This window comes from Vibrio pomeroyi, assembly GCF_024347595.1.
Classification (GTDB): domain Bacteria; phylum Pseudomonadota; class Gammaproteobacteria; order Enterobacterales; family Vibrionaceae; genus Vibrio; species Vibrio pomeroyi.
The window spans coordinates 2,944,422-2,956,548 of record NZ_AP025506.1 but is presented as its reverse complement, the minus strand read 5'-3'; the positions used below and the strand labels follow the sequence as shown (position 1 = coordinate 2,956,548).

14 protein-coding genes are annotated in these 12,127 nt (G+C 41.8%); 11 read left to right on the top strand and 3 right to left on the bottom strand.

The window, feature by feature from the left end:
* Nucleotides 1-48 precede the first annotated feature (48 nt).
* A complete protein-coding gene (locus OCV12_RS12900; RefSeq protein ID WP_261884825.1) occupies nucleotides 49-255 on the top strand; it encodes a DUF1127 domain-containing protein in 207 nt (68 codons plus the stop codon).
* 95 nt (nucleotides 256-350) lie between these two features.
* Here OCV12_RS12900 and OCV12_RS12895 read toward each other — a convergent pair whose 3' ends face one another.
* Entirely contained in the window at nucleotides 351-1,256 is a 906-nt protein-coding gene (locus OCV12_RS12895) for a LysR substrate-binding domain-containing protein (RefSeq protein WP_261884824.1), read from the bottom strand.
* A 99-nt stretch (nucleotides 1,257-1,355) separates the two neighbouring features.
* Between OCV12_RS12895 and OCV12_RS12890 the strand changes: the two genes are divergently transcribed.
* The 4 genes from OCV12_RS12890 (at nucleotide 1,356) to OCV12_RS12875 (ending at nucleotide 4,549) form a co-directional block, all read left to right on the top strand.
* Nucleotides 1,356-1,547, top strand: a complete 192-nt coding sequence (locus OCV12_RS12890) for a hypothetical protein (protein ID WP_261884823.1) — start codon at nucleotides 1,356-1,358, stop codon at nucleotides 1,545-1,547.
* A gap of 544 nt (nucleotides 1,548-2,091) precedes the next feature.
* Complete coding sequence (locus OCV12_RS12885; protein WP_370780656.1) at nucleotides 2,092-2,586, top strand: TadE family protein; 495 nt, start codon at nucleotides 2,092-2,094, stop codon at nucleotides 2,584-2,586.
* An 11-nt stretch (nucleotides 2,587-2,597) separates the two neighbouring features.
* Nucleotides 2,598-3,155 carry a TadE/TadG family type IV pilus assembly protein gene (locus OCV12_RS12880; RefSeq protein WP_176680375.1) on the top strand — a complete coding sequence of 186 codons (558 nt, stop codon included), beginning with the start codon at nucleotides 2,598-2,600 and terminating at the stop codon, nucleotides 3,153-3,155.
* A gap of 11 nt (nucleotides 3,156-3,166) precedes the next feature.
* On the top strand, nucleotides 3,167-4,549 hold the full coding sequence (locus OCV12_RS12875; protein ID WP_261884822.1) for a vWA domain-containing protein: 1,383 nt from the start codon (nucleotides 3,167-3,169) through the stop codon (nucleotides 4,547-4,549).
* 121 nt (nucleotides 4,550-4,670) lie between these two features.
* Here OCV12_RS12875 and OCV12_RS12870 read toward each other — a convergent pair whose 3' ends face one another.
* Nucleotides 4,671-6,359, bottom strand: a complete 1,689-nt coding sequence (locus OCV12_RS12870; RefSeq protein WP_261884821.1) for an AMP-binding protein — start codon at nucleotides 6,357-6,359, stop codon at nucleotides 4,671-4,673.
* An 83-nt stretch (nucleotides 6,360-6,442) separates the two neighbouring features.
* A complete protein-coding gene (locus OCV12_RS12865) occupies nucleotides 6,443-7,186 on the bottom strand; it encodes a helix-turn-helix domain-containing protein (RefSeq protein ID WP_176680372.1) in 744 nt (247 codons plus the stop codon).
* A gap of 192 nt (nucleotides 7,187-7,378) precedes the next feature.
* Here OCV12_RS12865 and OCV12_RS12860 point away from each other — a divergent pair, with 192 nt between their 5' ends.
* The 6 genes from OCV12_RS12860 to OCV12_RS12835 all read left to right on the top strand — a co-directional run bounded on the left by OCV12_RS12860 (nucleotide 7,379) and on the right by OCV12_RS12835 (nucleotide 12,115).
* A complete protein-coding gene (locus OCV12_RS12860) occupies nucleotides 7,379-7,558 on the top strand; it encodes a Flp family type IVb pilin (protein ID WP_017088257.1) in 180 nt (59 codons plus the stop codon).
* Nucleotides 7,559-7,728: 170 nt separating this feature from the next.
* A complete protein-coding gene (locus tag OCV12_RS12855) occupies nucleotides 7,729-8,259 on the top strand; it encodes an A24 family peptidase (RefSeq protein WP_261884820.1) in 531 nt (176 codons plus the stop codon).
* Between the two features lie 39 nt (nucleotides 8,260-8,298).
* Nucleotides 8,299-9,648 (top strand): P-loop NTPase family protein, encoded by a 1,350-nt coding sequence (locus tag OCV12_RS12850; protein ID WP_176680370.1) that lies wholly within the window; start codon nucleotides 8,299-8,301, stop codon nucleotides 9,646-9,648.
* Complete coding sequence (cpaB, locus tag OCV12_RS12845; RefSeq protein ID WP_239848345.1) at nucleotides 9,641-10,390, top strand: Flp pilus assembly protein CpaB; 750 nt, start codon at nucleotides 9,641-9,643, stop codon at nucleotides 10,388-10,390. The genes OCV12_RS12850 and cpaB overlap by 8 nt, the downstream gene beginning before the upstream one ends.
* Nucleotides 10,391-10,398: 8 nt before the next feature.
* Nucleotides 10,399-11,856, top strand: a complete 1,458-nt coding sequence (locus OCV12_RS12840) for a type II and III secretion system protein family protein (protein ID WP_261884819.1) — start codon at nucleotides 10,399-10,401, stop codon at nucleotides 11,854-11,856.
* Complete coding sequence (locus tag OCV12_RS12835) at nucleotides 11,846-12,115, top strand: hypothetical protein (protein ID WP_176680367.1); 270 nt, start codon at nucleotides 11,846-11,848, stop codon at nucleotides 12,113-12,115. The genes OCV12_RS12840 and OCV12_RS12835 overlap by 11 nt, the downstream gene beginning before the upstream one ends.
* Nucleotides 12,116-12,127: the final 12 nt, after the last annotated feature.

Below are 12,127 nucleotides of genomic sequence, written 5' to 3'. Positions count from 1 at the left end.
GGTCAATTATTGACCATGAGAAAGCAAAGCGTCAATAGGAGAAAGATTATGAATACGATAAGCGCGACATCAAATACTCATCATTCATTCTTATCATTGTTATCAGGTAAGAAATTCTATTCTAAATTTAGGATTTATCTTCAGAATATTAGAACGAGAAAACACCTAGCTGAGCTATCGGATCATTTACTTGAAGATGTTGGTATTACCCGAGAGCAGGCTAATGAAGAGATGAGAAAATCTTTTTGGGAATAACTAAACTTCACACACGTAACTCTTTCTATTTAAAAGGAGTTACGTGAACGCGGAGTGTGATAAGTAATGCTGAGTTATCTTTGCAAAGCCAAAGCTTAGCTCTTAGATATTTCAGACACTTCTTCATGCAACCATTCAGTAAAGGCCTCTATACGTTCTTTTCTCGGCGAGCTAGGATCAAAACATAAGTTCACTTGAACGCCTGGTGTCATCCCAATATTAAAGGGCTTCACAAGTAGGCCACGTTCGATAAAGTCTCCAGCCAAGCTATCTGTTGCTAGACAAACTCCATGACCTGCCATCACCGTCGTTAAACCCATATCAAAGGTACCCACTTCCATCCATTGGACGGTGCTGTCTTGCATTGGTATATCCGCCTGTCTGAACCATTCCTCCCAAGGGAAGAGACCACCCTCAAATTGGATCAGCCAACACTTAAGTAGCTGTTCTGGCGAAGTAAACTTCAAAGAGCTAGCGAGTTCAGGTGAGCAAAAGGGATATAAAGGTTCATTGAAGAGTACTTCAAGCGCTAAGCCTTGCTCAACGAACAGGTCTTCTCCTTGTCGAATAGCGACATCAATTTCGCCATGTTTTAGGTTAGGAGTGTCGCACCCTGTCAGGATCTTGATTGGTATCTCGGGGTGTTTGACTGAGAACTTCCAAAGCCTCGGCAGCAACCAACGTGAAGCAAAAGAGGGGGGACTTCGAACTATGATTACGCCTTGTAGCGGCTCCGACTGAATCTTGTTTAATCCGGCAAGAAGCTCTTTGAATCCGTCTGATACATGTGTGAAGAGTGTTCGACCCTCTTGAGTCAGAGCCATTTCACGCCCTTTCCTAATGAACAACTTGCACTCAAGTTGCTCCTCTAACTGTCGGATCTTTTGGCTAACAGCGGCTTGGCTAACAAAGAGCTCTTCTGCTGCCTTGCTATAGCTGCTTAAACGAGCTGCTACTTCAAAATAGCGCAGTCCGGAAAGGTGGCGCAGTCGATTGTCCATAACTTCTGCTTATAGTTCTTGTTAGGAATGGTTGTTCGCTTATCGAACAGGTTGTTTTCATAATAACGACAGAATGATAGCAAACACAAGAGAGGAATTATGGAAGCACTAATGAGTTGGACGAGGTGGTTTGGTATTTTATTATTTAAAAATAATAAAATAAAGGGGCGCCAGACTAAGTTGAAACCGAATGGTGCTTTATATTTAGACCAGCTAAGCCCTAGATTAAAAAAGGATGTAGGATTAGATTATGAGAGCAATGATGCGTCTGATTACACAAAATATTTATAACCAGCACTTATGTGGAAAAGAACATGAAAGTATATAGAAAAGAGCTAAAGTCTAGGATGACTGTTCGGGTTTTATCACTGGGTTTATTTTTCCAATTCAACTCAATCTGATTATTCACCAATAATAACCTAGCGTTTTTAGAATTCTATTTTCTACTAAACTAAATGCTTAGTTTTAAAGATTTGCTGTCTTATTTTTGAGACTGCAGCTCAGATTTGTATGGAAATCACCTTCATACTTTTTATATCCTTTCTTTTTCTAATGGATATAAAACATACAGTTATTTGAATGATGAACAAGTGAAGACTCGATATTTATTGTGTTTTTATCTATCAAAATCTCTATTAAGTAATTGAAAATGAGATGGTTAAACTTATTTTGGTTATTATTAATTTTCCATTTATAAACTTTTAAATACTCTTGTTATATAAACCTTGATCAACCCATCCGTCAAAACTATAGCTGTAGGGTAAGTTTTTCTATATTTTCTGAATTTCCAATGGGCCGGAAGTGATGATTAGAAAAACGCATGGGTGGGGGCTGTATAATGTCTATTGTAAGAGGCTCGGGGCGTAACCGCGCACTTGGCTATCTCAAATCCAAAATAAAAGGCATCGCTATTATCGAGTTTACGATCGTGGTGAGTCTGTTTTTCGCGCTTTTTTTAACGGTTGTCGATCTTGGGATCTACGGGTTTGTTAAATTAACCATGCAACACTCGGCAAGAGAGGGCGCAAGATATGCCATTACAGGTCGTTCTGATCTGGACCCCGACGCATCGAGTAACCGAGAAGCGGCAATTTTAGAAAAAATCTCCCAATCTTCGAGCGGTCTGCTCGACAAAGTGATGGATGTCCAAAACATACGTGTTGAAGATGTCTACGGCAATGCGATCGCCGGATTCGGTGGTTCAGGAGACATTATTTCTATTCACCTTGATTGCGAGTGGCCATCCGTAAACCCTTATATGTATGTTTTGCTCGATGACGGAAAGTTTAAATTTACCGTTAGTGCAGCAATGAAAAACGAAGCTTTTTAAGGAGGGACAGGATGTTTCCTTTGAAGATCAAAAGAGCCGCTGAGAAAGGGTTTGCGGCAATAGAAATGACGTTGATAGCACCATTATTTATGTTGCTCATTGTTGCTGCTGTCGACATCACACATCTCATTCAAGCTAACCATATCATTATCAGTATCAGTCGAGAGGGCGGAAATATTATCTCGCGGAGCAATACTGATACCCCACAAGAAGTCATGGATATTATAGCGACGACATCTGGAACATTAGATTTGACGCAAGACGGCGTCATTTATATTACCGAGGTGGTTGGGCAAGAAGATGCTTCGCCATATATAAAAAGTCAGTATCGATGGAATCAGCACGGCCTGAGTAAAAATAGTGCTATTTGGTCAAGCTGCAGTAATTGGGCAAGCGATGGAGAGTGTTCAGATGTCGATGCTGATGATCCTCCTCTCATTAACAATCTAGCGGTGGCGCTTGATGATGGGGAGATCGTGTACAGCGTAGAAGTATTCTATGACTATTCGCCTATTTTTAGTCGAGTTTTTGATGATGAATATATTCTGAGCGACACAACATATATGTAAGGGAGGTCAATATGGATAATGGAACCCCAATCAAATATCGTTACAGTCGAGGGTTAGTGGCTTTGATGTCAGTCATCGCACTGCCTTTTATTCTCTTAGTTGTGGGACTTTCTGTTGATGCTGGGCGTGCTTATATTGTTAAGTCTAAACTCTTTGCTGCAGTCGATGCGGCGAGTATTGCGGCTGCAAGAGCGGTAGCTAATGGTGAAGATGCAGGACGAGCAGCGGCACAAAAATATTTCACTGCGAACATTCCTGCCGACTTTTATTCGGCGACACCTAGTTTAGGTGCCGTCAACTTCGCATATGATTCGTTTGGTAATATCTCTATCGATATATCAGCGACAGCGCAAGTACCTACTGTCTTTCTACCATTGATAGGGCTAGATACGTTCAATCCAGGTGTGTCGGCACAATCTATTCGTCGTCCAGTGGATTTGGTATTAGTGATTGATAACACGACTTCCTTGAGGCTCGGGAGTATCGGAGACGTGACACAAGACGTTATCGACAGGTCTAAGTCATTCGTTGAGAATTTTCATGAAGGATTTGATCGTGTTTCATTGGTTAAATTTGCGTTCGGCTCAGAGGTGCCAGTCGCATTCAATGCTACTCGAGGTCATAGCCGAAGCACTATCAAATCAGAAATTGATAGCTTTAACTTTGGTAGCACGTCTAATGCACAATATACCAATGCATCAGAAGGGATGTATCGTGCTCTGAATGAGTTAAGAACGGTGACTGATCCTGCCAACTTGAAAGTGATCGTATTCTTCACCGATGGTGCGCCAAATACTTTTGCGACAACGTTTGATTTTGAGGATGGCGATTCACACACTGGCGCAATTCGCTCGAGTGATGGTAGCAGTGGTACGCCGAGAGGGCTTTGGAGGCATGACTCTATAGCAACCACTTTGTCTGGTGGTTATGAAGGGAATAATATTGACGACCGTATCAGTGAAATGCCTCAGTACTACACGACTCATGATTCCAGCGCTACAGAGTTCAATATTCTAAATCCAACTCATTCGGTTCGTCCTGTCGCGCAATACGACCCTGATAGTCACTCTGCCAATGATCTGTATACCAGAGTTAATCGGGTTGCGCGTAATTTAGTGGAGGACATTGCTGAAGCGGCAAGAGGGGAAGATATTTACGTCTTTACCTTGGGGTTAGGTTCATCATTAACATCGGCAACTGGACCAGATAGTGAATTTGGGGAGGACTTGTTGTTGCGAATGGCAAACTCTAGTGCGCTTTTGGATGATCCTGATTTAAGTGCGGATTATGACCCTGCTCAGTTAGAGGGAGTGTATTGTCACGCTATCGATGAAGAGGCGTTAGGCCCTTGCTTTGATGAGATGTTGGATGTGATTATTCGTTTAACCTTATAAGGTGTCTGTTAATTACCTTTGATTACCTATGATCATTAAGCTCGCGACAGAGAGTTGAGGTAAATAAAAAGAGGGGACTTTTTCAGCCCCCTCTTAGTGCTATGTGTTGTTTTGTCGTTGTTTACTCTTCCCAAACCACTAGTTTGTCTTTCGGCCAGTTATGGCCAACTTCGTGGTATTTCTGCTCGAGGATATGTCGTTTGATCTTAAGAGTCGGAGTTAACACACCATTCTCAATACTCCACGGTTCCTTAATCATCAATACGCCTTTGATCTTCTCGTGTGAAGCGAGTTGTCCGTTCATCTTCTCGATAACACGCTTGGTCGTTTTCTCATAACGAGCTCGATCAAAATTAGGGAAGTCGTGTGGAACGACAAGCAGAATAGGGCCAGGTAAGCCTAAGCCTATCAAACACATCATTTCTACGCGGCTGTATTCAAAGAGTTTGTTCTCGATAGGAACGGGAGCTACAAACTTACCTTTCGCGGTTTTGAAGGTATCTTTCTTACGTCCACGAATTGTTAGGTAGCCTTCGCTGTCGATATCCCCGATGTCTCCTGTATGGAGCCAACCTTCAGAGTTAAAAGACTCTTGGGTCGCAATATCATTCTTGTAGTAACCAGAGAATAACCCTTTACCTCGAACGAGAATCTCTTCGTCTTCAGCTATCTTGAGTTCTATCCCTGGACCTGCATTACCGACAGTACCAATTTTATCGGCTCTGAAAGGGTAGTTGAGCGTACTGTAGGCGAAAGACTCTGTCATGCCCCAAGCCTCGGTAATGTGTAAGCCGACGCTTTCGTACCATGCGAGTAGAGCCGGTGATACTGGCGCTGAACCACAGCCGAGAACGCGCGCTTGATCTAAGCCCAGGCCGTCAGCTAGCTTCTTCTTAATGATGTTATTCACAAACGGAATTTTGAGTAAGAAATTCAGTTTTTTCTGCGGGAGCTTGTCTTGAATTCGTTGTTGGAACAGAGTCCATAAACGAGGTACTGAAATAAACAAGGTTGGACGATGCATCTTCACATCATCAATAAAGGTGTCTAAAGACTCAGGGAAAGCAGTAACCACACCACCCATCACTGAAGAGCCGAAGATGTAAACTCGCTCCGTAATATGGGCAAGTGGCAGGTAAGAAAATAGACGATCATCTTTTTGTATACCGATATGATCAATCAACCTCTGAACTGACCATGTAAAAGCGCCGTAGGTCAGCATTGCGCCTTTCGGCAACCCAGACGTACCAGAAGTATACACCAAGGACATGAGCTTATCGTCGTGGTGCTGAGGTCGTTTGCTTGAGGGTTCGTGTGTTTCGATGAGCTGCTCGAATGTGTGTTGGCATTTCGCGGCACTATCGTAAGGTAGCGAGATACTGACCAAGCTCGGGTTGTCATCAAGTACTTGTTGAGTCGCCTTAGGATCGTCAAGTTTACCGGCGATCACAATCTTACTTTCACTGTGTTCAATACAGTATTGAATGGTGTCTGCCCCCGCTGTTGGAAAGATTGGGACGCTGACAAAATCTCCTAACATCATGGCAAGATCACAGATAAACCACTCTGCACAGTTTTTTGAAACGAGAGCAACTCGATCGCCTGGTTGGGCTCCGAGTCCTTCTAATGCTGACGCCAGTTTTAGTGCTTTGTCGGCCACTTCTTTATAAGTGAATTCAACAAATTGGCGGTTAATTATTTGTTTTAGATAGACTTCATTTGGGCGTTCTTCTGCCCATTTTAAAATCATGTCATTGGGTGTAGGGAGAGCTGTTGCTTGTTCTTGGCTAAACTCGTTAGGCTGAATCATTGTCTAACTCCATGTTTTTCGCTAAGTTATTTTTGTTAAAATCATGTTAAATGTACCATGATTTTTTCTTTTAGGGAGTAAAATTAGCGTTTTCTGTTATCCGTGCAGGCACGTCTGTAACTTGCGGGCGTTACTCCGGTCCTTTTCTTAAAGATTCTTGAAAAATACGACACATCCTTGTATCCACATTGATAAGAAATGACAGCGATTTTTGATTCGGTATCGGCTTCGATTAACTTCTTGGCTAACAGAATTCGTTTGTCGCATACAAAGTCTCTAAAGCTCACTCCAAAGTGTAGATGAAACTTCTTAGAAAAGTAGGTGGTTGAACAATGACACTTTTCAGCGATCTCTGTTTCTCTTATCTCTTTGTTAATGTTGTCCATAACAAAGTTAACGACCTCAGACGTGAACAGCTTTGCTGGCAGTTGATTGTTGCTATTGGTATTTCGGTCGAGATCGAAGTGAGGTTCGAAGATATGTTGTGTTTTATTTTTAAGTTCTTCAAAGGTACTGGTCAGATGATTACTGTTCGTTTCGATAACAAAGAATATATTCTTATGATTTCGCACGATATTAGGTATCTGGCCTGAACAAATAATGACTATTCGTTTGTTCAGGTTTTCACAAATAGAGAGGGCCATTTTAATCAGTTGAAGATTATCTGTTCTATTCAATATAAAGAATACGAGCCTTACATCTAAGTTACTGATTATAGATATATCTTGTTTATAGTTATCAATAGGAAAGTAACGACTTATTTTATTGATGATAATTGAATTAAAGTCGCTATCGATATCTGACAGTAAAGGTGTAATTATTTTCATTAATATTGAACCTGTATCATATTCAGATTGGCGGCGAGAAAATATAACAAAACCGTGTTTATTAAATAGATTAGAAGTACGACAAGAAAGTGCAAGTAAATGGCAAGAAAATCCTAACCGAATATATTGTTCAGCTCTAGATTTAGTTTACAGGTAAACAAAACCTGTTACCTAAATCAAGGAGAGATTCTCATGAGTAAGTTTTTGAAAAATTGTAAAGAATTCATGAATGATGAAGAAGGTCTTACTGTCATTGAATACGTAATTGGTGCTGCTATGCTCGTATTGGGATTAACGACAATATTTACTGGTATTGGTACTGCGTTATCAACGAAATTAAGTACGATCGTTGATCAAATCAGTACGTCATAAGAGCTTACCAAAAATGAACCTTAAAAGAGTGGAGCGCCAGAAAGGATTAACTGTGGTGGAATATGTCATTGGAGCTGCTTCACTTGTCATTCTCGCTTGGTTAATATTTTCAGGAATAGCAACTGCTCTAATCAGTAAGTTTCTTTCGATTGTAGCGGGTATCTAAATTAATGATAAGTGAATCTTTGGTTTTTTGGGCGTTGCTTATTATTGTTTCGGTATACGATGTTGAGAAACATCGTATACCAAATAAGATACTGATTTTATTGTTGTCTTTTTATTTCTTGTCAGTTTTAAATGACGAATTTTCAATAGATACATTATTTGTTTCATTAACAGGTGCTATCGTTCTTTTCTCTGTGGGTTTGCTCTTATATTTTATTAAGGCTATGTCTGCTGGGGATGTAAAGTTACTGGGTGTTATTGGTCTATATATTGGGTGGGGATCATTACTTGATGTTTCTTATTACATACTCATTGCATCGGGGATGATAGGGATATTATATCTGTTTTATAATCGAGCTAATAATAGTGATATGACAGTTCGTAAATATTTTGAAGAAAAATTGCTGTTAGTCAGTGGTATATCACCAAATATGAAAGGTGAGTATGTTGTGCATTCTCGTTACTCAAATAAAGTAACCATGCCATTTGCTCCTTCAGTTGTTATAGGTTTAGCGATGTACAGTTATTTTGCCTAGATCAAACTAAATCACTAATCGATGTGTTGGAGAGGACATATGGATATGAGAGGGATTCCTTCCCCGAGCACTTTAAAGCCTCAAATATCAGCTCCTTTGGTTCCGACGTCCATTGAATCGCTTGGTATACCTGAAGTTGTGATTGAAAATTTATTGCTCAAGCACTTATCTGCGTACCCTAAATCTGATGTCTTAGAGCTTTCTAACTACTTGTGTGTAGTGACACATATTGTTGAAAACGGACTTGCGGTACTCAGAAAAAAATCATTGATTGAAGTTTTCCAGCCAGTCTCAGCTCTCTCCTTAGAGTCATCTTCGCATAGCCATGTCCGATATTCCTTGTCGGAGAAAGGTATGGAAGAAGCTGACCTAGCCTTTACCCGTGATGCCTATCTTGGACCTGTCCCTGTTTCACTTGCTCAATATAGTGACATTGTAAAGCAACAAGATCTAAGAGCGGAGTTAGTGACGCGACCGCATGTCGAAGCGGCACTGAGTGATGTCTATGGCGTCAACAGAATGATCTCTGTGTTGGGACCTGCAATTAATTCGGGTAGAGCTTTGCTTCTGTATGGGCATGCAGGAACCGGTAAAACCTTTGTTGCAACACGTATTGTGAATGCTCTACACACATCCGTTTTTATTCCTTATGCCGTTTATGCGCTCGGAAATATCATTAAGGTTTTTTCTACTCAACACCATAAACCACTAGATAGTAATGGTAGTGAGAATGTCGTTTCTCTTAAGGATCAATACGATAAGCGTTGGCTTAATTGTGAGCGACCGAACATTCAGGTTGGTGGTGAGCTGACCATGAGCATGCTTGAAGTTAATCACTCTGAGAACAGTCGAGTTTGGTTGGCTCCCGTACAAATGATGGCCAACAACGGCATCTTTGTGATTGATGATCTTGGACGCCAACCAATGCCAGTGGATACATTGCTTAATCGCTGGATTGTGCCGATGGAGTATTCTTTTGATTACCTCTCGTTACCTAATGGCCAACAAGTCACGATGCCATTTGTGTTAACGCTTGCCTTCTCCACGAACTTGAACCCTGAGAAGATCAGCGACCCAGCATTCTTACGCAGACTGGGTTATAAAATTGAGTTCAAACCTCTTAATCAACGTGATTATGAAGCTTTGTGGATGAACGTTGTTGCAGAGAAAGAGATGGAGCTCCAAGATGGATTCTTTGAGCGCTTGTCGCAAATGCACACCCTTTATAAGGTGCCACTTTTCCCCTGCTTACCGAAAGATCTCGTAGGTATTAGTAAAGACATTCTTTCGTTTGAGCAACTCCCGCCCGTTATTACTTTCGATATTCTTTCCATGGCATGGGAAGTCTACTTTACCTCTGATGGACACGAGGAAGAAAATAATGAATAAGAGTCAGGTTTTCCTACTGTTTTTACTGTCCGTAGTATTCGGCTTAGCAGCTGTATTCTTTGCTAAGCAATGGATGGACGACCAAGTTCAACCGACTGTTGAAGTCGAAGAGGTTGAACGTCACCCGGTTGTAGTTGCGTCTCAAGAAATTGAAGCTGGAACCATAATTGAAAAGCAATTCTTAACGACCAAGTTGATGGAAGTTGATTGGATTAATGATAACAACTATTCAGATGAGTCAGAGCTAGTTGGTAAGGTTGTTGCGAACACTATTTATGCCGGAGAGGTACTTCATAAGTTACGTTTTACCGTTCCCGGTGAAGGTTCGACACTTGCGGCACTCATTCCTGAGAACAAGCGAGCAGTGACGATTCGTGTGGATGATGTGATTGGTGTGGCTGGTTTCCTACTACCCGGAAATAAGGTCGATATTCTTAATACCGTTTCCTACGGTAAAAACTCTGCGTCGACTCAAACCGTGTTGAAAGACATTAAGGTATTAGCCGTTGACCAGACAGCTAGAACCAAAGAAAACAGCCCTATTATTGTTCGTGCGGTAACGCTTGAGGTAACCCCTAAAGATGCTGAAAAGCTTCTGACGGCGAAGAGCAAAGGCAGTATCCAGCTAACCTTAAGAAACCCTCATGAAGTAGAAAAGAAAGTCGTTCGTCGATACGTGCCTAGACCAAGCGTGACCATTATCAAGGGTACGGAAACATCCAATGTTCGCGTCAAGGATTGAGGTGAGATATGAAAATAATATTAGTGTGTGCGTTGAGCCTGATTTGTTTTTCGACTGTAAGTTTTGCTTCATTACAAACCGGAAAAACAGTCACGGTTCCACATCATAAATCCACGCATGTGGTGCTTTCAGGCAAAGCGAGCAAGGTTTCTCTTGGTGATCCTGATGTTTTGGATATCGTGATTCTGAAGTCAAACGAAGTGTTTTTAATTGGTAACAAATTGGGTGCAACCAACCTGATGGCATGGGATTCACGCGGTCAGTTGATTGAATCTATTAATATTGAGGTTACTCATGATCTTAATAGTTTGAAGTCGAAGCTGTACGAGTTTCTTCCTGATGAAACGATCGAGGTACACAGTGCTCAGAATCGCTTGTTGTTGAGTGGGCAAATTAGTAACCAACAAAAAATGAATGTGGCGATGAGAATTGCTGAAACTTACGCAGCAGGGCAAGCCGCGGATGATTCTAAAGAAAGTGGCAGTGAGCAAGCGGCTGCAACTGGGGTTATCAACTTGATGTCGATTGGTGGTGCTCAACAAGTCATGCTAGAGGTGACGGTCGCAGAAGTTCAGCGAAGCCTAGTGAGAAAGTTTGATGCAAACTTCCACTTTTTCCAAACCAGCGGTTCTAATTTCTCTTGGGGTGGCTCATCGGTTCCAGCTGGTGTATTGGGGGCAACGCCCATCTTTGATATTCCCACGTCAACCGATTATGGGATTCTAGGTTCATTCATTGATAGCAATACCTTGTTTACCTTTGCGTTGGATGTCGCCAAACAGAATGGTGTGGCTAAGGTATTAGCAGAACCTAATCTAACCGCATTGAGTGGTTCTAAGGCCGAGTTCTTAGCGGGTGGTGAGTTCCCTATTCCTGTTCCGGACGATGACGGTATTACCATAGAGTACAAAGAGTACGGGGTAGGGCTGAAATTTATTCCGACTGTACTCAGCGATCAAAAAATCAACCTGAACCTAGCGGTAGATGTGAGTGAGATTGCTAATAACAGCTCATTGACTATCGATCCGGGATCGACCAATGCGACATACTTTATTCCACCGATTACACGTAGAAGTGCTTCTTCCACACTTGAGCTCGCTGATGGTCAAACTATCGGTATTGCAGGGCTCTTGAGTGAGAACGTACGAGATGTAAGTAACAAAATGCCTGGGATCGGTGATGTGCCAGTGTTAGGTCAGCTTTTCAATAGCCAAGAATATATATCTGGTGAAACCGAGCTTGTCATTCTTGTTACACCAAGGCTCGCTAAACCTGTAGACCGAAGCAAAGTCACGTTACCAACCGATGCTTTTGTTGATCCCAATGATCTTGAATATTACCTGTTAGGTAGAGGCGCTTATATTGCTGAGCCTTCCGATTCAGAAGATAACAGTAGTACAAGTTCCACTAAGGGTATCGCACCAACTGATGGTGGTAGTGAAGGCTCATTTGGTCATGATTTATAAGGAGATAGATATGATTAAAACAATGATGGTCTTTCTCGTAGTTTTATTGGTGGGGTGTGCGAATGATGCCCCTTTAGGTCAGTCGGTTGCTAAGCTGAAAATGGAGCAAACGTACAACCCGAATGCAACTCAAGAGAACTTGCAGGTTCTACCTGATGGTACTGGGGAGCGCATGCAAGCGGGATACGATAAGTATGTGGGTAAAGGTGATGAAGAACTCTCCGGAAGTAGCAGCCAGGTTTTGAAGAGCTTTAATTAGTTTGGAGGTACT